This window comes from Octadecabacter sp. B2R22 (assembly GCF_018861045.1).
GTDB lineage: Bacteria > Pseudomonadota > Alphaproteobacteria > Rhodobacterales > Rhodobacteraceae > Octadecabacter.
Genome location: NZ_JAHKQJ010000002.1, coordinates 164,154 through 188,108 on the forward strand (window position 1 = coordinate 164,154; position 23,955 = coordinate 188,108).

Annotated in this window: 24 protein-coding genes and 1 tRNA gene; 12 read left to right on the plus strand and 13 right to left on the minus strand. The window is 55.8% G+C overall.

What is annotated here, in order from left to right; genetic code table 11:
* The first annotated feature begins 58 nt into the window (after positions 1-58).
* From KO486_RS00860 to yghU, 7 genes are all read left to right on the plus strand, one after another.
* A complete protein-coding gene (locus KO486_RS00860) occupies positions 59-2,941 on the plus strand; it encodes a monovalent cation/H+ antiporter subunit A (RefSeq protein ID WP_216035336.1) in 2,883 nt (960 codons plus the stop codon).
* Between the two features lies 1 nt (position 2,942).
* On the plus strand, positions 2,943-3,290 hold the full coding sequence (locus tag KO486_RS00865) for a Na+/H+ antiporter subunit C (protein ID WP_216035337.1): 348 nt from the start codon (positions 2,943-2,945) through the stop codon (positions 3,288-3,290).
* Positions 3,287-4,834: a monovalent cation/H+ antiporter subunit D gene (locus tag KO486_RS00870; protein WP_216035338.1), complete on the plus strand. Its 1,548-nt coding sequence runs from the start codon at positions 3,287-3,289 to the stop codon at positions 4,832-4,834. The genes KO486_RS00865 and KO486_RS00870 overlap by 4 nt, the downstream gene beginning before the upstream one ends.
* A gap of 1 nt (position 4,835) precedes the next feature.
* Positions 4,836-5,339, plus strand: a complete 504-nt coding sequence (locus tag KO486_RS00875) for a Na+/H+ antiporter subunit E (RefSeq protein ID WP_216035339.1) — start codon at positions 4,836-4,838, stop codon at positions 5,337-5,339.
* Positions 5,336-5,623, plus strand: a complete 288-nt coding sequence (locus tag KO486_RS00880) for a K+/H+ antiporter subunit F (protein ID WP_216035340.1) — start codon at positions 5,336-5,338, stop codon at positions 5,621-5,623. The genes KO486_RS00875 and KO486_RS00880 overlap by 4 nt, the downstream gene beginning before the upstream one ends.
* Positions 5,620-5,997 (plus strand): Na+/H+ antiporter subunit G, encoded by a 378-nt coding sequence (locus KO486_RS00885; protein WP_216035341.1) that lies wholly within the window; start codon positions 5,620-5,622, stop codon positions 5,995-5,997. The genes KO486_RS00880 and KO486_RS00885 overlap by 4 nt, the downstream gene beginning before the upstream one ends.
* Positions 5,998-6,120: 123 nt before the next feature.
* On the plus strand, positions 6,121-6,957 hold the full coding sequence (gene yghU, locus KO486_RS00890) for a glutathione-dependent disulfide-bond oxidoreductase (RefSeq protein ID WP_216035342.1): 837 nt from the start codon (positions 6,121-6,123) through the stop codon (positions 6,955-6,957).
* Positions 6,958-7,027: 70 nt separating this feature from the next.
* On the opposite strand, the gene KO486_RS00895 is transcribed toward yghU, so the two are convergent.
* Complete coding sequence (locus tag KO486_RS00895; RefSeq protein ID WP_216035343.1) at positions 7,028-7,978, minus strand: zinc ABC transporter substrate-binding protein; 951 nt, start codon at positions 7,976-7,978, stop codon at positions 7,028-7,030.
* A 56-nt stretch (positions 7,979-8,034) separates the two neighbouring features.
* Here KO486_RS00895 and KO486_RS00900 point away from each other — a divergent pair, with 56 nt between their 5' ends.
* Genes KO486_RS00900 through KO486_RS00910 form a run of 3 tightly spaced genes read left to right on the plus strand, consistent with a single transcriptional unit; the run spans position 8,035 to position 10,126 of the window.
* A complete protein-coding gene (locus KO486_RS00900; RefSeq protein ID WP_216035344.1) occupies positions 8,035-8,550 on the plus strand; it encodes a transcriptional repressor in 516 nt (171 codons plus the stop codon).
* Positions 8,547-9,338: a metal ABC transporter ATP-binding protein gene (locus tag KO486_RS00905; protein ID WP_216035345.1), complete on the plus strand. Its 792-nt coding sequence runs from the start codon at positions 8,547-8,549 to the stop codon at positions 9,336-9,338. Before KO486_RS00900 ends, KO486_RS00905 begins: the two co-directional genes overlap by 4 nt.
* Positions 9,338-10,126 (plus strand): metal ABC transporter permease, encoded by a 789-nt coding sequence (locus tag KO486_RS00910; protein ID WP_216035346.1) that lies wholly within the window; start codon positions 9,338-9,340, stop codon positions 10,124-10,126. Before KO486_RS00905 ends, KO486_RS00910 begins: the two co-directional genes overlap by 1 nt.
* A 133-nt stretch (positions 10,127-10,259) precedes the next feature.
* On the opposite strand, the gene KO486_RS00915 is transcribed toward KO486_RS00910, so the two are convergent.
* Positions 10,260-10,335: transfer RNA gene (locus KO486_RS00915), tRNA-Ala, on the minus strand.
* Positions 10,336-10,506: 171 nt separating this feature from the next.
* Entirely contained in the window at positions 10,507-10,833 is a 327-nt protein-coding gene (locus KO486_RS00920) for a TIGR02300 family protein (RefSeq protein WP_216035347.1), read from the minus strand.
* Positions 10,834-10,948: 115 nt separating this feature from the next.
* Here KO486_RS00920 and KO486_RS00925 point away from each other — a divergent pair, with 115 nt between their 5' ends.
* Both KO486_RS00925 and KO486_RS00930 read left to right on the plus strand, forming a co-directional pair.
* Entirely contained in the window at positions 10,949-11,638 is a 690-nt protein-coding gene (locus tag KO486_RS00925; RefSeq protein ID WP_216035348.1) for a SprT family zinc-dependent metalloprotease, read from the plus strand.
* 31 nt (positions 11,639-11,669) lie between these two features.
* Entirely contained in the window at positions 11,670-12,320 is a 651-nt protein-coding gene (locus KO486_RS00930) for a GntR family transcriptional regulator (RefSeq protein ID WP_216035349.1), read from the plus strand.
* A 6-nt stretch (positions 12,321-12,326) separates the two neighbouring features.
* On the opposite strand, the gene KO486_RS00935 is transcribed toward KO486_RS00930, so the two are convergent.
* From KO486_RS00935 to sucC, 10 genes are all read right to left on the minus strand, one after another.
* Positions 12,327-12,902, minus strand: a complete 576-nt coding sequence (locus KO486_RS00935; RefSeq protein WP_216035350.1) for a TerB family tellurite resistance protein — start codon at positions 12,900-12,902, stop codon at positions 12,327-12,329.
* Between the two features lie 130 nt (positions 12,903-13,032).
* Positions 13,033-14,421 (minus strand): dihydrolipoyl dehydrogenase, encoded by a 1,389-nt coding sequence (gene lpdA / locus KO486_RS00940; protein WP_216035351.1) that lies wholly within the window; start codon positions 14,419-14,421, stop codon positions 13,033-13,035.
* Positions 14,422-14,484: 63 nt separating this feature from the next.
* Positions 14,485-14,835, minus strand: coding sequence for a hypothetical protein (locus KO486_RS00945; RefSeq protein WP_216035352.1), 351 nt, complete (start codon positions 14,833-14,835; stop codon positions 14,485-14,487).
* The gene (locus KO486_RS00950; RefSeq protein ID WP_216035353.1) at positions 14,832-15,227 is read right to left on the minus strand and encodes an MAPEG family protein; all 396 of its coding nucleotides are present in this window, start codon (positions 15,225-15,227) and stop codon (positions 14,832-14,834) included. Before KO486_RS00950 ends, KO486_RS00945 begins: the two co-directional genes overlap by 4 nt.
* Positions 15,224-16,051, minus strand: coding sequence for a hypothetical protein (locus KO486_RS00955; RefSeq protein WP_216035354.1), 828 nt, complete (start codon positions 16,049-16,051; stop codon positions 15,224-15,226). The genes KO486_RS00950 and KO486_RS00955 overlap by 4 nt, the downstream gene beginning before the upstream one ends.
* Positions 16,052-16,572: 521 nt before the next feature.
* Positions 16,573-18,057 (minus strand): 2-oxoglutarate dehydrogenase complex dihydrolipoyllysine-residue succinyltransferase, encoded by a 1,485-nt coding sequence (gene odhB / locus KO486_RS00960; protein WP_216035633.1) that lies wholly within the window; start codon positions 18,055-18,057, stop codon positions 16,573-16,575.
* Positions 18,054-21,011 carry a 2-oxoglutarate dehydrogenase E1 component gene (locus tag KO486_RS00965; RefSeq protein WP_216035355.1) on the minus strand — a complete coding sequence of 986 codons (2,958 nt, stop codon included), beginning with the start codon at positions 21,009-21,011 and terminating at the stop codon, positions 18,054-18,056. The genes odhB and KO486_RS00965 overlap by 4 nt, the downstream gene beginning before the upstream one ends.
* On the minus strand, positions 21,008-21,589 hold the full coding sequence (locus tag KO486_RS00970; protein WP_216035356.1) for a DUF805 domain-containing protein: 582 nt from the start codon (positions 21,587-21,589) through the stop codon (positions 21,008-21,010). Before KO486_RS00970 ends, KO486_RS00965 begins: the two co-directional genes overlap by 4 nt.
* Positions 21,590-21,645: 56 nt before the next feature.
* A complete protein-coding gene (gene sucD, locus KO486_RS00975) occupies positions 21,646-22,527 on the minus strand; it encodes a succinate--CoA ligase subunit alpha (protein ID WP_216035357.1) in 882 nt (293 codons plus the stop codon).
* Between the two features lie 48 nt (positions 22,528-22,575).
* Complete coding sequence (gene sucC, locus KO486_RS00980; protein ID WP_216035358.1) at positions 22,576-23,769, minus strand: ADP-forming succinate--CoA ligase subunit beta; 1,194 nt, start codon at positions 23,767-23,769, stop codon at positions 22,576-22,578.
* Positions 23,770-23,955: the final 186 nt, after the last annotated feature.

Genomic DNA, 23,955 nt, shown 5'->3' on the forward strand with positions numbered 1-23,955 from the left:
ATCGCCGTAAACTGACCCAAAAAGGTCAGACTTTACGGTCCCCAGATCAGGAGCTCACGTGTCTCTATTCCTAATCGTCGCTTTGCCATTCCTTGGTGCATTATTACCGGGTGTGATGAACTCAGCCGGCCGTCAAGCCGTGGGCGGAGTGACGTTCACTGTGACGCTGGCCGCTTTCGTCGGACTATTGACAAACCTCCCTGCCGTTTTGGCTGGGGAACTCGTGCAGACAGGGTTCAATTGGTTCCCCGAACTCGGGCTGAATGTCACACTGATGTTGGACGGGCTTGGGTTCTTCTTTGCGCTTTTGATCCTCGGCATCGGCCTTTTGATCATCGCCTACGCCCGGTTCTATCTGGCCCGTGAAGACAATATGGGTGAGTTTTTCACCTATTTACTGCTGTTCCAAGGCGCGATGGTCGGCATTGTGTTGTCCGATAACATCCTGCTTTTGTTGATCTTCTGGGAACTTACGTCGCTGTCGTCTTTCTTGCTGATCGGCTATTGGAAACACCTAGAGGCAGGCCGCCAAGGCGCGCGCATGGCGTTGACAGTGACGGGTATGGGTGGCCTTGCAATGATCGGTGGTATGCTGATCTTGGGCAATATCGTCGGGTCCTATGACCTAAGCGTTATTCTACAGAACCGCGATTTGATCCAAGCGGATCCAATGTATGTGCCCGCTTTGCTGTTGATTCTAATCGGGGCTTTCACCAAGTCGGCACAATTCCCGTTCCATTTTTGGCTGCCCCACGCGATGGCCGCTCCGACACCTGTGTCGGCCTATCTGCACTCCGCCACGATGGTCAAAGCGGGTATTTTCCTGATGGCGCGGACTTGGCCGGTGCTGTCTGGTTCGCCCGAATGGTTCTATATCGTGACCACGGTGGGTCTAATCACGATGATCCTTGGCGCCGTTATTGCGCTGTTCAAACACGACCTGAAAGCGCTTCTTGCGTTTTCAACCGTGTCCCACCTTGGCCTGATTACGATGTTGCTGGGCACTGGCACCGCGTTCGGTGCGTTCGCCGCGATGTTCCATATCCTGAACCACGCGACGTTTAAGGCCGCGCTGTTCATGTCCGCTGGCATCATCGACCACGAGACCAAAACCCGTGACATCCGTATCCTTGGCGGCTTGCGTCACTTGATGCCGATCACGTTCATCATAGCGACACTTGCGGCCCTGTCTATGGCGGGCATCCCGTTCCTGAACGGCTTCTTGTCCAAGGAAATGATGCTCGAAGAGATGGAGCACACTTACCTGTTCGGTCCCGAATGGCTTGTGCCTGCTTTGGCAACTTTTGGATCGCTGTTTTCCGCGGCGTATTGTTTCCGCCTGATCGGCCACACTTTCCTCGGTAAGAAACGTGACCCCGAAAGCTACCCGGCCAAACCCCATGATCCCGGTGCAGGCCTGTGGTTGCCACCTGCGATCCTTGTGGTGCTGGTTGTGGTTATTGGTGTGGCTCCTTTCTTGGTCGAAGACTTCGTGAAAATCGTGACCGCTGCCGTTTTGGGCAGCACGGCAGAAGTCCCAGACGCGCACATCAAAATCTGGCACGGTTTTGTCACGCCGCTTTATATGTCGATCGTCGCGGTTGTCGGTGGCTTGATCGTGTTGTCGATGTTCAAGCCACTTTCACGCCTGTGGGAAGCCACGCCACGCCCAGAAGCGAAAGCAATCTTTGATGAAATCATCGCGGCCTTCGTGATGTACGCCAAGGCAATCATCCATCCGCTGCACAACGGCGCCTTTACCCGCTACGCGATGATCTTTGGCGTCGCCGTCGTTGCAGCTGGTTATCACGCGTGGACGACAGGTGTGTTGGGCGATGTTACGCGCAACGTTCAGCCTGTGGGTTGGGCTGAAATCGCGGGCTGGATCATGCTTGTGGCGGCAACGGTCGGCTTGGCTGCGATGCACCACAACCGCCTTCTGGCTTTGATCCTGATCGGGATTGTCGGGCTGATGGTGTCGATCGCTTTCATTCTGCTTAGCGCGCCTGATTTGGCGATGACACAGATCACGGTTGAGGTGGTTACGATCATTTTGCTTTTGCTGGCGCTCAACTTTTTGCCCAACCATACGCCGGTCGAGTCTTCGCTCCTGCGTCGCGCTCGTGATGTCGTTGTTGCAGGGGCGGCTGGCCTCGCGACGATGGCGCTGACCTATCACTATCTGCTGCGCGATGCTGTTGCCTCACCCATTTCCGAATTCCACCTTGCCAATTCGTATAAAGGCGGCGGCGGGACCAATGTGGTCAACGTGATCTTGGTTGATTTCCGTGGCTTTGATACCTTCGGTGAAATTATCGTTCTCGGGATTGCGGCGCTGTTGATCTATGCCCTGACAGAGGCGTTGTTGAACGGCCCTGTGCGTGCACGTCTATTGAACCGCAAACCCGACAAACCGTTGTCGGGGACGCAACACCCGATGATGATGGTTATTCTGACGCGGGTTATCTTCCCAATTGTTTTGTTGGTTGGTTTCTACATCTTCTTGCGTGGTCACAACGAACCGGGCGGTGGGTTCATCGCGGGTCTGATCGTGTCGATTGGCGTGTTAATGCAATACATGGCAAGCGGGTTTGGCTGGGCCTCGGATCGGGTGCGCTGGCCGTATCACGGTGTAATCGGGGCAGGGGTGCTAGTGGCTGGCCTAACGGGTATCGGCGCATGGTTCTTTGGTAAGCCATTCTTGACGTCTGATTTCACCTACGTCCGCATCCCGCCGTTTGAAAAATTCGAATTGGCCACGGCTGCGCTGTTTGATCTTGGCGTGTTCCTTGCTGTTCTGGGGGCAGTGATGTTGTCGCTCGAAAGCTTCTCGCGCCTCGCGCGGCGGGCACATGTAAGAGACAGCGACGAGCCGATGGATGTCGATCCCTCAAAGCCGATCGTAACCGATCTTGAACCTTCAGCTCAGGAGGGCGTGTAACATGGAAGTCCTTGTTGCCTCAGCTGTGGGGATACTGACCGCCGCTGGCATGTATTTGGTCATGCGATTGCGGACCTTCCCCGTCATCATGGGTATTTCACTGCTAACCTATGCCGTGAACGTCTTTTTGTTTGCGTCTGGTCGTTTGACTGTCGGATCAGCGCCGATCTTGCGCGATGGTGTTGACGTCTACGCCGATCCAGTGCCGCAAGCTCTTGTGCTGACGGCCATCGTGATTTCATTCGGGATGACTGCTGTTGTTGTGATGATTTCCTTGGGCGCTTATCTGGGAACCAACGATGATGGGGTAGATGACCCCCCCGAGACAGATCAGGAGGGCGAAGCATGACCCATTGGATCATTGCCCCTGTTGTTCTTCCGGCCATGTTGGCGCCGTTTATCGTGCTGGCTGCACGCTATCATATCGGCATCCAGCGGGTGTTTTCACTGGCCGGTGTCGTGGCGCTGATTGCCATCGCGGCCTCTCTGTTTGTGACCGTGTCTGATGGCACGATCCTGCTGTATCAGCTGGGTGATTGGGCTGCCCCCTTTGGCATTGTGCTGGTCGGGGATCGCCTGTCGGTCCTTATGGTCCTGCTCACGGCTGTCTTGGCTCTCTTTGTGTTGCTTTATGCGATTGGGTCCGGTTGGGATGATCGCGGCTGGCATTTCCATGCGCTGTTCCAGTTCCAACTGATGGGGATCATGGGGGCCTTTTTGACGGGCGATTTGTTTAACCTGTTTGTGTTCTTTGAGGTGATGCTGATCGCGTCTTACGGCCTGATGATCCATGCAGGTGGCAATGATCGCCTGCGCGCAGGTGTTCAATACGTTCTTTATAACCTGTTGGCGTCGACGCTTTTCTTGTTCGCGCTCGGGTCGCTCTATGCCGAGACGGGCACGCTCAACATGGCGGACCTTGCGGTGCGGGCTGATATGATCGGCGCAGACGCGACGGTCGGTATTCGCGTTGCGGCTGTGTTGCTGTTGTTGGTTTTCGCCGTCAAAGCGGCGCTTGTGCCGCTGCACTTCTGGCTGCCGTCCAGCTACGCAGAAGCACCAGGCCCCGTGGCTGCGCTGTTCGCGATCATGACCAAGGTCGGCGCTTATGCGATGATCCGCGTCTACACATTGATCTTCCCACCGGACTTAGAAACGACCGCAGGGCTTTATGATGTTTGGTTGCTTCCGGCAGCACTTATTACTGTTGCGTTGGGCATGATCGGCATTCTGGCCGCCAAAAAACTGGACCGTCTGGTTGCCTTTGCCGTAATCGGGTCCATGGGGATGGTGATGGTCGCTATCTCCTTGACGACTCCCGAAGGCATTGCCGCCGCCTTGTATTACATCGTGCATTCGACACTGGCGGGCGCGGCCCTGTTCCTGATTGTCGACCTCGTGAAATCCAACCGCGCATCCCTGACCCTAACCGCGCTCCCACCTGTTGCAGGTGCTGCGCTGACCTCTGCGCTGTTCTTTGCGGCGGCGATTGCGATGACAGGTCTGCCGCCGCTGTCTGGTTTCTTGGGTAAGCTCTTGATCCTTGATGCCGCGCGAGACCACACAATGAACGTGACCATCTGGGCTGTTATCCTTTGTTCCAGTCTGATCGGTATTGTCGGATTTTCCCGCGCGGGCAGTGTTGTGTTCTGGAAAGCCAAAAGCGTTGCTGTGGACGAGCAGGCCGAGCCGACGACATCTTCAAACCCATTGGCCTATGCGGCTGTTGGCGGATTGCTGGCGCTTCTCGTGGCCCATTCAGTACTGGGTGGCTATGCGCAGTCCTTCATGACAGCCACCGCAGCTCAACTGTTCGAACCCGAACCCTACATCTCGATCGTACTTGAGACCGAGGGCAAGCTCAGCGCGCCTGACGCGTCGGAGGACCACTGACATGATCCGCTCCGTATTCAATTGGTTGTTTCCGCACCCGCTGATGACTTTGCTTTTGGCAGTGGTTTGGCTGATCCTGCAAAACGACTTCAGCTACGGCATGGCTGTGTTTGGGCTGATCCTTGGCATTATCATCCCTCGGGGGTTTGCTGCTTGGTGGCCTGATCGACCGCGTCGTTTCCACATGGGGCGGATGATCCCGTATGTGCTTTTGGTGTTGTGGGACATCATGGTGGCCAACGTCCAAGTGGCTTGGATCGTTCTGACGCGGCGCAACCGTAACCTTCGGCCTGCCTGGATCGTTGTCCCGTTGGACTTGCGCCAACCCGAAGCGATTACGGTTTTAGCGGGGACAATTACTTTGACCCCCGGGACCGTCTCTGCCGACATTTCCAATACCGGCCACTATCTGCTGGTGCACGCTCTGGATGCGCCTGATCCTGATGCTGTTCGCGATGACATCAAGTCACGCTACGAAGCCCGACTAAAGGAGATTTTTGTATGATGCCTGCTGCTGAATTTCTGAGCTGGGCGATGACATTGGCCTTTGCGGCTGTCGCTCTTTCGCAATTGCTTGCGCTTGTTCGCTTGGTGATTGGGCCAAATACGGGGGACCGTATTCTTGCCCTTGATACGATGGTGGTGAATGCGATTGGCCTAATCGTCCTTGTGGGCATGTTCCAAGGGACGCGCCTGTATTTCGAAGCCGCCCTAATTATCGCAATGCTTGGATTTGTATCAACCGTGGCCTATGCGCGGTTTGTGCTAAGGGGGGATATCATCGAATGACCATGCAAGTTATTGGAACCTACGCCGTCGCCTTCTGCCTGTTGATCGGGGCCTTCTTCATGTTGGTCGGCGCGATCGGCCTTGTAAAACTTCCCGATTCCATGACCCGCCTTCACGCGCCAACCAAAGTTGGCACGATGGGGATTGGCGCTTTGCTCTTGGCCTCCATTACGAACTCATGGGTGTTCCACGACGGTTCGGTGCATGAGTTGTTGATCATGGCCTTTCTCTTTGTGACCGCGCCGATCTCGGCCAACTTTATGAGCAAAGTGAACATTCACCGCAAGACCTGCACGCCCCCGCCCAAAGCCCCCGAGGCCGAAGTCTGGTCGACGCTTGTGAAACGCGATGAGAATGGCGACCTGATCCAATAGAATGCGCGAGCATCACGGCCCGACCATCCAAACGATCAAACGTTTTTGTGCAATTTGCATGCTGACCCATTGCACCTTCCGCCAAGACTCGTAGCTTGGCCGCACTCATTCAAGGACGCGCACATGACCTATACGCCCCCGAAAGTCTGGACTTGGGATTCTGAGAATGGCGGGCAATTCGCCAGCACCAACCGCCCAACGGCGGGCCCAACCCACGACAAGGACCTGCCAAGCGGCAAACACCCCCTGCAATTGCATTCCATGGCCACGCCGAACGGCGTTAAAGTCACCGTGATGTTGGAAGAGCTGTTGGCCAAAGGCTACGCTGCGGATTACGATGCTTGGTTCATCGACATCGGTGAAGGCGATCAATTCTCCAGCGGGTTTGTGGATCTCAATCCGAATTCAAAAATTCCAGCACTGTTCGATAAATCCACGGGCGTTCGTGTGTTCGAAAGCGGTGCGATCCTGCTGTATCTGGCCGAGAAGTTTCGGGCGTTCCTGCCGCGTGACATTGAAGGCCGCACAGAAACCCTGAACTGGCTGTTTTGGCTTCAGGGTTCGGCGCCTTATCTGGGTGGCGGTTTTGGGCATTTCTACAAATATGCGCCGGAAAAGTTCGAATACCCGATCAACCGTTTTGCGATGGAAGCAAAGCGTCAACTCGATGTGCTGGATCAACAGCTCGAAGAGAACCGTTACATCGCGGGGAATGAATATACGATTGCCGATATGGCAACGGCCCCATGGTACGGTTCGTTAGTCAAAGGCACCGTCTATGACGCGGCCGAATTTTTGGACGTGGAAAGCTATGAAAACGTGACCCGTTGGGCGGATGATGTGATGTCTCGACCTGCTTATGAGCGGGGCCGTATGGTCAACCGTGCGTGGGGCGAAGACAGCGAACAACTCCGTGAACGCCACGACGCCAGCGATTTTGACGCTGTGCCAAAGGGCTAATACTTAAATGTTGGCGGCGCGATAATCCGCGCCACCAATTTTTATCCCAATCCTTACTGGATCGATGTCCTTACATGCACTCCGCGAGAGCAGCGGACAGATCCAAGATAAGCTGCGGATACATCGCAGGGCCTGCGTCCAAGTGGGACCCGAGTGGATCAAGAACACCCGTTTCTGCTTCGGCGCCGTTTAGGACCGTTGCAATAAGGTCCGGGTTGAATTGTGGTTCAGCAAAAACGCAATCGATGCCTTCGTCAGCGATGCGGGCCTGAATTTCCGCGATACGTGCAGGGCTTGGGTCAGACGCGTCACTGATGGAAATCGCGCCTGCCGCTGGGAAATCAAAATCGTTCTCAAAGTACTGATAGGCATCGTGGAACACGACGAAGTTGCCGCCACGCACAGGCTCTAGTGTGGCGTTCGCTTCGGCCATCGCCGCCTCGATTTCACCGCGACCTGCCGCTGCGTTTGCGAAATAAGCACCAGCGTTTTCTGGATCAGCAGCGGAAATTTCACCAGCAATCACGTTCATCCAAGTCATTGCGTTTTGTGGGGACAACCAAGAATGCGGATCGTGCTTGCCATGGTCATCATGGTCATCCTCGTCGTGATCATCATGATCGTCGTCGTGGCCTTCTTCGTCTCCGTGAACGTGCTTTTCGAACAATGCGTCGCTACGGGTTTCCAGTTCAATGGTGCCGTTAGCTTCCATCAACTCGGTTGACGCAGCATCTGGGGCCAACGCTTCGATCGCTTCGCCCAACCATGGCGACAAATCAGCACTGACCCAAAACACCAAGTCCGCGTCTTGCAATGACTGGGCTTCGGATGGGCGCAGGCTGTATTCATGCGGGCTAGCACCCTGTTGCATAATCAGGGCAGGCGTCCCAACGCCCTCCATGACGCGCGCCACAAGGGAGTGCACAGGAGCGATATCGACGGCAACATTAGGAACGTCCGCAAGGACCGAACCAGCCATCAAAGAGGCGGTGACTGAGAGGGAAAGAAGCTTTCTGGACATTGGATACTCCATGTGATTTTATAACATTAACGATCGATTAGACGAAATGTAATAACATGACAAGTGCTCCGAGCAACAATGATGCTGGCGACGATCCTGTTGGGTTCGCTCACCACGACCACGGCGCCTGCGTAAGTGATACGCTTGCGGCCGCTGAAAAGCGGTGCGCGGCTGAGGGGCTTCGCTTTACGCCCGTGCGCCGCAAGGTCTTGGAAATCCTGCTGCAAGAACATCGCGCACTTGGGGCTTATGCCATTTTGGAACAGTTGCGCGAAGACGGATACGGTTCTCAGCCGCCCGTTGCCTACCGCGCACTGGATTTTCTGGTGGCAAATGGACTGGCCCATAAAATTGAACGGCTGAACTCCTTTATTGCCTGCGCTCATCCCAGCCACGCCCACTCGCCGGCCTTCATGATCTGCCGTTTGTGCGACGCAGTTGCAGAAGCCGAATCGACGTCGGCACGTGGTGGGTTAGGCGAGGCGGCCCGCGCGACCGGTTTCAAGATTGAACGCACCGTCATCGAGGCCGAAGGCGTTTGTCCATCTTGTGTCGAGAAGGCCGACGCATGAGCCTAGTAGACGTAGAAGGCCTTAGCGTCCGCTACGGCGCACGTACGGTGTTGTCGAACGTGTCTCTTCGTATTGAGCCGGGTGAGATCGTCACTATTGTCGGCCCGAACGGGTCTGGGAAAACCAGCATGCTGCGGGCGATTATCGGTGCAGTAAAACCTTACCGTGGCCGTGTTACCCAAGGGCGCGATGTCACAATCGGATACGTGCCACAAAAGCTGCATATCGACGAGACGCTGCCGATCACCGTTTCGCGGTTCCTCAAGTTGCCGAGCGGCGCTGCGGCACTCGATATTGAACACGCGCTCGCGCAAGCCGGCGTGCCTGATCTGGTCAACGCGCAGCTTTCGCAACTCTCGGGCGGTCAGTTTCAGCGCGTCTTGTTGGCGCGCGCCTTAATCAAGAAGCCGGACCTGTTGTTGCTCGACGAAGCCACGCAAGGGTTGGATCAACGCGGTTCGGCGTCGTTTTACCAACAGATCGAATCCGTGCGTCAGGAGACAGGATGCGCAGTTCTTATGATCAGCCACGAACTCCACGTCGTGATGAGCGCCTCGGATCGCGTTATCTGTCTCAATGGTCATGTGTGTTGTGAAGGCACGCCAGCTGTTGTCGCATCCGCGCCCGAATACCGCGCCTTGTTTGGAACAGGGACGGGGGGTGCTTTGGCGCTTTATCGTCACGAACATGATCACGGCCATGACCACGGACATGACCACGATCACACTCATGGCCAAACACATGACCACGGCGACCATAACCATGACTGTTCGGAGGGTTCAGACTAGTGCTTGATGATTTCATGGTACGCGCGGCCCTGGCTGGGGCTGGTGTCGCGATTGCGGCTGCTCCGTTGGGGTGTTTCGTGGTCTGGCGCCGTATGGCCTACTTTGGCGACGCGACCGCACATGCGGCTATCTTGGGCGTTGCAATGTCGCTAGCTTTTTCAATGTCGATCTTTATCGGGTCTATGACTGTGGCTCTTATGATGGCCCTGACTGTCAGCGTGTTGTCAGGGCGTGGCTACGCGATGGACACATTGCTGGGCGTCTTGGCGCACTCGGCGCTTGCATTTGGACTTGTCGCGGTGTCGTTCATCACTGGCGTGCGGATTGACCTGATGGCCTATCTGTTTGGCGATATCCTTGCGGTGACCCGTGGGGATTTGGCGGTGATCTGGGGCGGCGCGGCTATTGTTGTTGCATTGATTGGCTGGCGCTGGTCGGCCTTACTGACAGCGACCCTGAACGAAGACCTTGCCTATGCCAGCGGCATCAACCCCAAACGCGAACAATTGGTGCTGACGTTCGCGCTGGCCATCACGGTGGCTGTTGCGATTAAGGTCGTAGGGGTTTTGCTGATCGCAGCCATGCTGATCATTCCCGCCGCTGCGGGCCGACCTTTGTCGCGAACACCAGAAGGAATGGCCATTGCGGCGGGTGCAATCGGCATCTTTTCTGTCATCGCGGGGCTGCGGGCCGCCTATGAGTTTGACACCCCTGCGGGGCCTTCCATCGTCTGTGTGGCTGCGTTGACCTTCTTGCTGACCAGCGTTTTCCGAAACGTCAGGGCCTAGAGAGGCCGGGCTTTTCGGGATAACCTAACTCGCGGAACTCGCGCATTCTTCCAGCCTCTCGTAAAGCCGGTTACCGACAGCATGAACCGCGCATTCCGCGGACAGTGGGTTTCAACAGTGTCAAAGGGGTGGTTGGTGGAGCATAGCGGGATCGAACCGCTGACCTCCTGCATGCCATGCAGGCGCTCTCCCAGCTGAGCTAATGCCCCTTACCAAAGGGTGTTACGACCAATCGAAGGCTGTTGGCGGCAGCGGTCGTAACGGGTGCAGCTAACGCTGCATCTTTCGTTTTTGCTGCTTACGCAACATTTCTCGTTTTGCTGCTTACGCAGCGGGGCGGGCGAGATCAAGAGGGATTCTCGCCCTGAAAACCCGAAATCTTAGGAATCGTCGTCCGGTGCTGCAACGTCGGCGATTTCGTCGAGCGACACATCTGCGTCGTCATCGTCGTCATCCAAAACGTCATCGCCGAGATCCGCATCCGCGTCATCATCGTCGTCAAGCACGAGATCGTCTTCCTCAGCCTCTTCAGCTTTGGCTTTGTTCTGTGCATCAGCGGCGTCCGCTTGCATGGTGCGGGTCTTGCCGGTCTCAACCACAACTTCTTCGCCCGTGTACGGGCTGATGATTGGGGAGGCGTTCAAGTCATAGAACCGCTTTCCGGTGGTTGGGCAGAGGCGCTTTGTGCCCCACTCTTCCTTTGGCATCTGTTCATCCTTCTAAACTGTCAGCAGTGAGTCTCACTTGCTGGATCGGGGTCAATTGCCATACCCCCTAAGGCGTGTCAAAGACAATTGGTGTAGCATTGCGCGAAAGGCACACATGAGTGTTCTAATCCTTGATGGCAACCCCCCAGTTGAAGTGGTTTTGCGCCGTTCTGCGCGGGCACGTCGGTTATCGCTGCGTATTTCGCGGCTGGATGGCCGAGCGACGCTCACTTTGCCTAATCGAGTGCCCGAAAGAGAAGGCATGGCATTCCTGCGCGAACGCGAAGACTGGCTGCGTAAACATCTGGATGCGATCGAGCCAGAACAGCTTATCCAGATCGGCGGGACTGTTCCTTATCTTGGGCAAGAGCTGCCTTTGATCGCAGGAGATGTGAAACGCGCCAAACTGTCAGATGGCGCATTGATGCTACCAGATTCGCCGGAAATGGCGGGCAAACGTGTGGCTGCCTTTATGAAACTTCGCGCGCGGGATGCTTTGGCCGACGCGTCGGATCGATACGCCGCCGCTTTGGGCAGGCCTTATGGGCGTATATCCTTGCGGGACACACGGTCCCGGTGGGGATCATGTTCGTCGGCTGGTGATCTCATGTATTCGTGGCGGCTGATTATGGCGCCCCCACAGGTGTTGGACTACGTCGCAGCCCATGAGGTCGCACATCTTCAACACATGGATCACTCGGATCGGTTCTGGGGGGTCGTTGATCGCCTCTTTCCCGATCACAAAGCTTGCCGCGCTTGGTTGCGTCGCCACGGTGGGGCACTTCATCGCGTTCGTTTTGATTGACCTTGCGTGGATTTGTGATCACAAATGAACCATGTTGATCCAGTCCAAATCATCTGGCCCCACAGGGGCCGCTCATGACCACGTCTATCGTACGCTCCGCAGTCGCATTTTGCATGGGGAAATCCATCCAGGCCATGCGCTGACGCTGCGTGGTATCGGTAAGGAATTCGGGGTCTCCATGACACCAGCTCGCGAAGCCGTCCGCCGATTGGTCGCCGAAGGCGCGTTGTCCTTGTCGTCATCGGGACGCGTGGCGACGCCAGAACTGTCCAACGAAAGAATAGAAGAGCTCGCCGCGATCCGTGCGTTGCTCGAGCCGGAATTGGCAGCGCGGGCCTTGCCGCGTGCACATATGGCGCTGATCGAACGCCTTGAGGAAATCAACGACCGGATCGCTCCGGTTATCGCCCGCCAAGACGCCTCTGCGTATATCCGTCGCAATCTAGAATTTCATCGCACGCTTTATCTGCGGGCCCAAGCACCTGCGATGCTAGCACTGGCCGAGACGGTTTGGCTGCAACTTGGCCCAACAATGTCAAAGCTTTACGGGCGGCTGAAACGCACAGAAACACCACGGAATCATAAGTTAATCTTGGCAGCCCTCAAAGCAGGCGATGAAGCGAGCCTCAAGCTCGCCGTACGTTCGGACGCTACCCAAGGATTGCGGATGCTAAAAGTTTAGGGCTGTTTATGTCGGCTGAACGGTCTGCAAGTGTGCAGAGATACGGGCCATTGCGCTGCGGAACTGATCTGCCCCAATACGCATCCGCTGCGCCAATTCGGACACAACGGCATACTCATTCGCATGGATTTCGCCATCCGCGACAGCAATGTTTAAAGCGGCTTCCAGCACGATTTCACGATCCTTTTTCGACAGGTCTTGGCCGACTTGCTCTAGATCGGCGGCTGATGGATTTAGCCGCTGCAACATCTCCATGACCTGGTCAGGGCCATATGACGTTCCGGTCAAACGTGTCAGTATCTGGGCGATTTGACGGACTTCGGCGTCGTCGATGCGGCCGTCGGCAATCGCAACCTGTGACATGGCCACAAGGGAATGGATCGCCAAGGCATCGGGGGCTTTCTCGGCACGTCCGCCAATCAGTTTCTTTAGTACGATCACGCAGATCAAAAGGCCCAAGACCCCTGCGATCAACCAGATGTTGCTCTGGATGGCGGGAACAATACCGTTTGCGGCCCAACTTGGTGCAGCAATACCGCAAAGACTAACCGTCAGGGCAATCGTAGGAATTGTTTTTTGCATTCGAAACACCTTTTACGTGACTTGGAGTCTAAGTTGTCCGCAAGTTTAGGCAAGTATAAGGCATAGAATTGGCAACGGGCGGGCCATTTCTGGCACCGCCCGTCGTTTTAGTTAACCAAAGGTTAAGATTTTAGGCGTGAATTGCGCCGTCACCACAGGCGAGTGCCGCTTCGCGCACAGCCTCTGAATAGGTCGGGTGAGCGTGGCATGTGCGGGCCAAATCTTCTGCCGCAGCGCCAAATTCCATCGCAACGCAGATTTCGTGGATCAGATCACCGGCCATCGGACCAATGATATGAGCACCCAAAATACGATCAGTCGCTTTGTCGGCAAGGATCTTAACGAACCCGTCACCCGCAAAGTTGGCCTTGGCGCGGCCATTGCCCATAAAGCTGAACTTACCAACCTTATAGTCGCGTCCTGCTTCTTTCAGCGCTTCTTCGGTTGCGCCCACATTGGCGACCTCAGGGTGCGTGTAGATCACACCTGGGATTACATCGTAGTTCACATGCGGCTGCTGGCCAGCAAGACCTTCGGCACAGGCCATGCCTTCGTCTTCGGCTTTATGGGCAAGCATCGGCCCTGCGATGCAGTCACCGATCGCATAAATACCGTCCACGTTGGTCTTGTAGTTGCCATCCGTCTTGATTTGGCCGCGCTCGGACATCTCAACACCCAAAGCATCCAGACCCAAACCGTCCACATAAGGACGGCGACCGGTTGCAACCAGAACCGTATCGGCATCAATTGTTGCCTCGCTGTCGTCCTTGCGCAGTTTGTAGGTCACTGTGGCTTTGTTGTTCTTGGTTTCAACACCTTGAACAGCGGCCCCCATGACAAATGTCATTCCCTGTTTGCCTAGCATCTTCTGGAACTGACGCTGGATTTCGCTGTCCATGCCGGGTGTGACCGAGTCGAGGAATTCGATGACCGTCACCTCAGCACCAAGGCGGCTATAGACTGAGCCAAGCTCCAGCCCGATCACGCCCGCGCCGATGACGACCAGTTTCTTAGGAATTTTGCCAAGCTCAAGCGCACCGGTTGAAGACACAACAGTCCGTTCGTCAATCTCCACACCCGGGAGAGATGACACCTCAGAACCAGACGCGATGATGATTTTCTTGGCACCGTGCACGTCGTCGCCGACCTTTACTTTGCCAGCTTCAGGAATTGATCCCCAGCCTTTCAGCCAATCGACCTTGTTCTTTTTCATCAAGAACTCAACGCCCTTGGTGTTCTGGCCGATTACGTCGTCCTTATAGGCTTGCATCTGCTTCCAATCGACAGACTGGGTTTTACCCTTCAGGCCCATGGTCGCGAAATTATGCTCGGCTTCGTGCAACATATGTGTGGCATGCAGCAGCGCCTTGGACGGAATGCAGCCAACGTTCAGGCAGGTCCCGCCCAGCGTCTCGCGCCCTTCAACGATGGCCGTTTTCAGGCCCAATTGCGCGCAGCGGATCGCGCAGACATAGCCGCCGGGGCCGGAGCCGATGATGATGACGTCATAGTTTGCCATTTTGTGTATTCCTTCAGTTTTCCGGATAAATCATATGCTGGTCCGGTTTGGGTCTGGGATGGCTCAGCTCTGGGGGACTTTGCTGAACCGAGTGTATTGGCCGCGGCGCCACAGGTAAATCAGGAGGCCGAGGATAACGATTGGCATGCCAAGGAAGATAAACGCGCCGCCTTGAGCGCCGTAAAGCGCCCGCATGAGGGGGGCAATTGCGTCAAAGAGGAAGGCAAACCAGATAAGCACAACAAGGGCTGTGCGGGCGATGTGCGCGCCAAGAAGGCTCGCCCACCACGGGATGTAGCGCCAATGGGGCGGGTGAGAGTCACCAAAGACGTTGAGCGTGGTGATGACCAACCCCCAAGCAAAGACGACGGCAAGAACCCAATAGATGAGTGTACTGGCGCGGGTTCTGGTCATAGCAGCGCCGCGAGGATCATGAGCACAGTCGCGAGGAACCCGACGAACCAGACGAGCGAGCGCCAAGGCCGCAGGTCAAAGGCATATGCGGGAACATAAGCCACACGCGCGATCACGTAGATGTAGGCGCAGGTGGCTGTAAACTTGCTTGTTTGGCCCGACAGAGTGACGACAACCACGGCGAGGCTGAACAGGATCAACCCTTCGAAGTGGTTGGACATGGCGCGTTGCAGCCGCCCGCCAAGATCAGACAGCGGTCGCGATGGGGCACGGTCGCGCGCGGACATGGCGTAGCCGGAACCCACGTCCAAATTTGCGCGCACGGAATAGAGCAAGAACTGTATCGCTTGAAGCACGCCAGCGAGGGCGAGTGCGGTGAGTTCGGGGGTCATGATAGCGTTCCCCCGACCGGATCAAGAATTGCACTGATGAGTCGGTCTTCTTTTTTCAGCCGCCGTGCGACAGCGTGGCTGGCCGCGTCCTCGCAAAACAATGTGACACCCGCCACATCCGCAATGCGTTGAGCGTGATAGGTATCCAGCTTGTTCTTGCCGCCGTAATAGACATGCGCCGCGCTCGGCGTTTTTTGATCGTCCAACAGATCAACCAGATCATTGTCGGACGGGTTGAAGCTATAGTCGAACTTGGCATTGGCGGCGCTTCGGTAATAATCAAAGACAGGGCGGTCTACGTAGGTTTGCGGCCCGAAGGCGCAAATCTTGTCGGCGCCCAGTTGATTGCCGAAATAAAGCGCGGCATGACCACCTGCCGAGTTTCCGGTGAAAATCCACGGTCGCGGTAGGTGCGAGAAATTTTCTTCGATGAACGCAACCGTGCTGGCCCGATCTGTCGTCGTGCCAAGCAACCCGCCTTGATACCACGCCTGCAAGAAGTCTTTGAAGTAGATGACGTTGAACGGCTGGCTTTGGATTTGGCCAAAGAATTCTTTCACGGGCATGGCGAACCCCTCGGCCATGCCACCAAAAGCAAACACAGTGCCTTGTGCATCATCGCGGATGCTCGCCTCGCACGGCGCATATTGCGCGTTCTCATCAGCGACGTCGAGGATTGGACCAACCTGCCCAATCAACGCAATTTGAATGTCCAGCCGCAGCTTATGCTGGTCGCGCAAAAGAACCTCGCTCGGCTTCTCGTTCTCGAGGCGCTGGGCAATCTTGCGTTTGTAGATCGTGTCGATGCGTTGCTTAGTGGGCATGGTTAGTGCTCCACCTGATTGCCTGCGAGGGCGAGGATGGTGGGGTTGGGGGGCATAATCAACGGCCACCTTTCTGGAGGTCGCGGCGCATGTAGGCCTTTATGGATTGTGTGGACTTTATCCTTTCGGGCGATCCAGCTTCTGTATCTGCCCATCGCTCAAATTCAGATTTGAGCTGACTTGATGCCACAAGTTCAGCTCTGAGTAACCAATGGCCGACGTCATGTCGGTTGGCTATGTTCACTCCTTCGATATCTTGGTCTCGCCATGCTTCGAGGAGGCCAATGTATGCCTCTTTCCGTTCGGCGAAAATGACTCGAGCCCGTTCGGCACGTTCAGAAAAGTAGATTTGGACAGCGACAGAGATAAGGGAACCCAGTCCAAAAGCCGTGATGAGTGGCAAAACGCTTTCCATGGCGATCAATCAGCCTGTGCTTGCAGGGGCAGTCCCCGACCCTCCCCACGGGAGGGGGCTTCACCCCCACCCTGGGTCGCGGGCTGCCCTATGTTGCGTGCAGACATTAGAGATCCATCAACAAACGACGCGGATCTTCCAGCGCCTCTTTAACCCGAACAAGGAACGTCACAGCGCCTTTGCCGTCGACGATGCGGTGATCGTAGGACAGGGCCAGATACATCATTGGACGGATCACAACCTGACCGTTGATCGCCATTGGGCGGTCTTGGATTTTGTGCATGCCAAGGATGCCGGACTGTGGCGGGTTCAGGATCGGGGAGGACATCAGGGAGCCGTAGACACCACCGTTAGAGATGGTGAACGTGCCGCCCTGCATTTCTGCCATGGACAGTTTGCCGTCACGTGCCTTGGCACCCATTTCGGCAATCGCCTTTTCGATACCCGCAAAAGACATCTGGTCGGTGTCGCGCAGAACTGGAACGACCAGACCTGTTGGCGTACCCGCCGCGATGCCCATGTTGACGTAGTTTTTGTAAACTACGTCTGTGCCATCAATCTCGGCGTTCACTTCAGGCACTTCGTTCAGAGCGTGGATACAAGCCTTGGTGAAGAAGGACATAAAGCCGAGCTTTACGCCGTGTTTCTTCAGGAACAGGTCTTTGTATTCGTTACGCAGGGCCATGACCTCGGTCATGTCGACCTCGTTGTAGGTGGTCAGCATGGCGGCTGTGTTTTGGCTGTCTTTCAGACGGCGCGCGATGGTCTGGCGCAGACGTGTCATCTTCACACGTTCTTCGCGGGATGCCTGATCAGCTGGGACAGGCGCGCGCGGTGCAGTGGCTGGTGCGGGCGCAGGGGCTGCCATCGCCTTGAGCACGTCTTCTTTCATGACACGGCCATCTTTGCCTGTGCCAGCAACGCCGGACAGGTTGTTTTCTGCCATCAGTTTCTTGGCGCTTGGCGCGTCTTCGACGTCTTTGCCAGTGGACGCTGCCGCAGGGGCTGCAGCCGCCGCGGGTGCAGCAGATGGAGCCGCAGAGGCATCGGTGGACATGATCGCCAGTTTGCCGCCAGCCTCAACTGTGTCGCCTTCTTGCGCCAACAGTTCAGTCATCACACCAGCCGCAGGGGCAGGCACTTCGACGGAGACTTTGTCGGTCTCAAGTTCACACAGCATTTCGTCGGCGGCAAAGGCTTCGCCGGTTTTCTTGAACCATGTGGAAACGGTTGCTTCTGTCACGGATTCGCCAAGGGTTGGCACCATGATGTCCATGGTCTCGCCGCCAGCTGCAGCTGGTGCAGCGGCCGCAGGAGCTGCTTTTGCCGCTGGGGCAGGTGCCGCAGCTTCGCCGCCGGCACTGATCTGCGCGAGCAGGGCGTCAACGCCGACAGTGTCGCCTTCGTTGGCAACGATTTCGGACAATGTGCCAGCCGCAGGTGCGGGCACTTCGACGGTTACCTTATCGGTTTCCAACTCACACAGCATTTCATCCTGTGCGACTGTATCGCCTGGTTTCTTGAACCATGTGGCAACGGTTGCTTCTGTGACGCTTTCGCCAAGAGTGGGGACGCGGACTTCGGTCATTATTTCGATCCTTTAACAGTGAGCGCATCATCAACGAGTGCGGCTTGTTGTGCTTTGTGCTGGCTGGCAAGACCTGTAGCAGGCGATGCAGAAGCGGCGCGGCCTGCGTAAATAGGCCGTGTGTTTTTGGCTTTGATACGGGTGAGGACCCATTCGATATTTGGTTCCATAAAGGACCAAGCACCTTGGTTTTTGGGTTCTTCCTGACACCAGACCATTTCAGCGTTCTTGAACCGCTCGAGCTCTTGAACGGCAGACTGGGCTGGGAATGGGTAGAACTGTTCAAAACGCATGATGTAGACGTCATCAAGACCTCGTTCGTCGCGTTCTTCCAGTAGATCATAGTAGACCTTACCCGAACACATCACGACGCGTTTGATCTTTTTGTCCGCAACCAATTTGGTGTCTGAGTTCCCGTGCTGGGCATCATCCCACAAGACACGGTGGAAGCTTGAGCCATCTTGGAACTCTTCCGCTTTGGATACGGCCATCTTGTGACGCAGCAAAGACTTTGGCGTCATCATGATCAGCGGCTTGCGGTAGCTGCGGTGCAGCTGGCGGCGCAGAATGTGGAAGTAGTTCGCAGGTGTAGTACAGTTCGCCACGATCCAGTTGTCCCCGCCACACATTGTCAGGAACCGTTCCAGACGTGCGCTGGAATGCTCGGGCCCTTGGCCTTCATAGCCGTGCGGTAACAGGCAAACGAGGCCCGACATCCGCAGCCATTTGGATTCACCGGAACTGATGAATTGGTCAAACATGATCTGGGCACCGTTGGCGAAATCGCCAAACTGGGCTTCCCACAATGTCAGCGCGTTTGGTTCGGCCAAAGAGTAGCCGTATTCAAACCCAAGCACCGCGTATTCCGACAACATCGAGTCGATTACTTCGTACTCTGCCTGACCTTTGCGGATGTTGTTCAGCGGGTAGTAGCGCTCTTCGGTGTCCTGATTGATCAAGCCAGAGTGACGCTGGGAGAACGTCCCGCGTGTACAGTCCTGACCGGACAGGCGGACAGGGTAGCCCTCTGTTTGCAACGAACCAAAGGCCAAAGCCTCACCCGTTGCCCAGTCAAACCCTTCGCCAGTTTCGAACATCTTGGCTTTGGCGCCAAGAATACGACCCACAGTCTTGTGGATCGGGAACCCTTCGGGCGCCGTGGACAATGCACGACCAATTTCGTCGAAGGTGTCCTTCTTTATGCCGGTTTTACCGCGCTGGTAGTTGTCTTTCTGGCTGTCCAGATGCGACCACTTCCCGTCGAGCCAGTCGGCTTTGTTGGGCTTGTAGTCAATGCCAGCTTCAAACTCGGCGCCCAGATGTTTCTGGAAGTTTTCCTTCATGTCCTCAATTTCGCCCTCAGGCATAAGGCCGTCTTTGACGAGACGTTCAGTGTAAAGGGTCAGCGTCGTCTTCTGCTGTTTGATCTTCTTATACATGACCGGGTTGGTGAACATCGGCTCATCGCCTTCGTTGTGACCAAAGCGGCGGTAGCAGATGATATCCAGCACCACGTCTTTGTGGAACTTTTGGCGGAATTCAGTCGCAACGCGCGCGGCGTGAACCACGGCCTCTGGGTCGTCACCGTTCACGTGGAAAATCGGCGCTTCAACCATCAATGCAATATCGGTCGGGTAAGGTGAGCTGCGCGAGAAGTGCGGCGCAGTCGTAAAGCCGATCTGGTTGTTCACAACGATATGCATGGTGCCGCCTGTGCGGTGACCACGCAGACCCGACAGGCCAAAGCCCTCGGCGACAACGCCTTGGCCGGCAAAGGCCGCATCACCGTGCAGCAGGATGGCGAGGGACTGTGTCCGATCCACATCGTTTGTCTGGTCTTGCTTGGCGCGGACCTTACCCAAAACAACGGGGTTCACAGCCTCAAGGTGGGAGGGGTTCGCTGTTAGGGATAGGTGAACGGAATTGCCGTCGAATTCACGGTCGCTGGATGCGCCGAGGTGATATTTCACATCGCCGGACCCATCAACATCTTCAGGTTTGAACGACCCACCTTGGAATTCGTTAAAGATCGCGCGGTATGGCTTCTTCATCACGTTCGCAAGAACGCTCAAACGACCACGGTGCGGCATGCCGACAACGATGTCTTTCAAGCCCAACTGGCCGCCACGCTTAATGATCTGCTCCATAGCGGGGATCAGGCTTTCGCCACCATCAAGGCCGAACCGCTTGGTGCCCATGTACTTGACGTGCAGGTATTTCTCGAACCCTTCGGCCTGAACGAGGCTGTTCAGGATGGCCTTACGACCGTTCTGGGTAAACGCGATTTCCTTGCCATATCCTTCGATACGCTCTTTCAGCCAGCCCGCTTCTTCGGGGTTGGAGATGTGCATATATTGCAGCGCAAACGTGCCGCAATACGTGCGGCGCACGATTGCGATAATCTCGTTCATCGTTGCAACTTCAAGGCCGAGCACATTGTCGATAAAGATCGGGCGATCCATGTCTTCGGGCTTAAAGCCGTAAGACGCGGGGTCCAGTTCAGGATGCGGTGTCTGATCGCGCATACCCAGCGGGTCGAGGTCCGCAACCAAGTGGCCGCGAATACGATAAGCGCGGATGATCATCAACGCGCGAACCGAGTCCAGAACAGCGTGGCGCACTTGCTCTTCACTGATGTTCACGCCTTTGGACGCTGCCTTGTCTTTGATCTTTTTGCCAGCCGCCTCAGGCTCGGCGGCCCATTGGCCATCCAAAGCCGCCGTCAGATCGTCATTCGGGATCGGAGGCCAATCACCACGACCCCAAGACGGGCCAGCGGCTTCTGCCTTGGCGTCGGAAGGTGCATCACCCAAAGACTTGAAGAACTCTTGCCAGCTTTCGTCAACCGCGTTGGGGTTGTCCGCGTAACGGGCATAAAGCTGCTCAATATATTCCGCATTGTGCCCCTGCATAAACGAGGAGGCGTGGAAGATGTCGTTGGGGGATTGATCAGTCATGAAGGGACCTCGTTGGGATTGGGGCCGAAACGGTTGGCTCCGGGGATTGGTGCGCGGCAGGTAGAAATGAGGACGGACAGGCCAGCGGCGAGTGCTAGGAGCCCTAAAATAAGTATAGGTGCGATAGACTGTGGGACCAAAACGGTGATGGGATCGCCGGTTTGCGGGTTCGCCCCGACAGCGACTGCTTCACTGGTAAGGAACCAGATTGCGCCCATCGCCATAAGAAGACCATAGGGAACCAACGTCCACCAACCTGATCGGTTGCGGTCATGGAGGCGGCGCCAAGTCACAGCAGTGAATGGAAGCAGAGTAATCAAGGAGAAGGCGTTGCCGAGCCACCCACCGGTGTAAGATACGTTGCGATAAGCTGTTGTGGTTTGAGTGCCGTCGGAAGCAATGCTGAATTTAAGTCCTTCGTCGATTGAAGGCCCGAAAATTAATGAATTGATAACCAGCAGGACAATGTGCACGAGCAAGAGAAACAAAACGAATTTCCAGAATTCTTGCCGACCCGCCCTTCCAGAGAAGGTTACGAATTTTTGAAAGCAAATTGTTACGGCGTCTTTGAGTGTCACGTTCAATACCATTTAAGAAGGTGCAGGGCAGGTCGCGAAACCTGCCCCAATGTAATTTAGCCGATCGCCTTGAGCACAGCTTCGCCCAGAGTCGCAGGGCTGTCTGCAACCACGATGCCAGCGGATTTCATCGCTTCGATCTTGGATTCAGCGTCGCCTTTACCACCAGCAACAATCGCGCCAGCGTGGCCCATGCGGCGGCCCGGAGGCGCCGTGCGGCCAGCGATGAAACCAGCGACTGGCTTCCAGCGGCCTTTCTTCTTCTGCTCGGCGAGGAATTCAGCAGCTTCTTCTTCTGCGGAACCACCAATTTCACCGATCATGATCATGGACTGTGTTTCGTCGTCGTCCAAGAACATGTCCAAAACGTCGATGTGCTCAGTGCCCTTAATAGGGTCGCCGCCAATACCAACAGCCGTGGACTGGCCGAGGCCTGCGTCTGATGTCTGCTTCACGGCTTCGTATGTCAGTGTACCGGAACGGGACACAACGCCAACGGACCCACGTTTGTGGATGTGGCCCGGCATGATGCCGATTTTGCAAGCGTCTGGTGTGATAACACCCGGGCAGTTTGGCCCGACAAGACGGGAGGCAGAGCCTTCCAAAGCGCGCTTAACTTTCATCATGTCCAGCACTGGGATGCCTTCGGTGATACAAATGATCAGTTCCATTTCAGCATCAATCGCTTCGAGGATCGAGTCAGCCGCGAAGGGCGGAGGCACATAGATCACAGAAGCATTCGCTTCGGTGACGTGCTTGGCTTCGTGCACGGAGTTGAAGATCGGCAGGTCAAGGTGCGTTTGACCGCCCTTACCAGGTGTTACGCCGCCAACCATTTTGGTGCCGTACGCGATTGCCTGTTCAGAGTGGAAAGTACCCTGCGAACCTGTAAGGCCCTGACAGATGACTTTGGTGTTTTCGTCGATGAGAATTGCCATGGTGTTGGCTCCTTGAAATTCGGGGGCGGCCGCAGCCGCCGAAATGGGTTAACCTTTGACGGCTTTCACAATCTTTTCAGCACCGTCGCTAAGGTCGTCAGCTGCGATCACGTCAACGTCTGAGTTGTTGATGATAGCCTTACCTTCTTCGACGTTTGTGCCTTCGAGACGCACAACCAGCGGAACCTGAAGACCAACTTCTTTCACCGCAGAAACAACGCCCTCAGCGATTACATCACAGCGCATGATACCGCCGAAGATGTTCACAAGGATGCCTTTGACGTTCGGGTCAGACGTGATGATCTTAAACGCTTCTGTGACTTTCTCTTTGGTCGCACCGCCACCAACGTCGAGGAAGTTTGCAGGTTCAGCACCGTAAAGTTTGATGATGTCCATTGTGGCCATCGCCAGACCAGCACCGTTCACCATGCAGCCGATTTCACCGTCAAGCGCGATGTAGTTCAGGTCGAACTTGGACGCCGCGAGCTCTTTGGGGTCTTCTTCTGTTTCGTCACGCAGGGCCGCAATGTCAGCGTGGCGGTAAACCGCGTTGCCGTCGAATGCGACTTTCGCGTCGAGAACCTTGAGGCTGCCTTCGTCAGTGATGATCAGCGGGTTGATTTCCAGCATTTCCATGTCTTTTTCGGTAAACGCTTTGTAAAGCTGACCCATCAGCTGAACGCACTGCTTAACCTGTGCGCCCTTAAGGCCCAAAGCGAATGCAACGCGACGCCCGTGGTAGGCTTGGTAGCCAGTCGCAGGATCAACTGTGAAGTTCAGGATTTTCTCAGGGGTGTTCTCAGCCACTTCTTCGATGTCCATGCCGCCTTCGGTGGAGACAACGAAACCGATGCGGGATGTCTGACGATCAACCAGCAGGGCGAGGTACATTTCTGTTTCAATGCCGGAACCGTCTTCGATGTAGACGCGGTTCACTTGCTTGCCGACTGGGCCAGTCTGGTGCGTGACCAACGTGCGGCCCAACATCTTCTTGGCTTCTTCTGCCGCTTCGGCGACAGATTTTGTCAGACGCACACCGCCAGCATCGCCAGCGTCTGCTTCTTTGAATTTACCTTTGCCGCGACCACCTGCGTGGATCTGCGCCTTAACAACCCACAATGGGCCGTCCATTTCGCCTGCGGCGGTTTTTGCATCTTCTGCCTTCAGGACGGCGCGGCCGTCGCTGACTGGTGCACCGTATGATGCCAATAGCGCCTTGGCCTGATATTCGTGAATGTTCATGGAAGCCGTCCTTCGTCTATGAATTAGCGTTCTCATAGCTATAGACAGGTTAATCGCAGGTTCAGAACGGATTTTTTCAACTTTACCCGAAAAAGCGACATTTGTGATCACAGTGTTTTAGGGTGTGATCACAAATCTCCAATGTGGGAGCGCAAACAGTGTTTATTCCTGCTTTACGGGGAATCA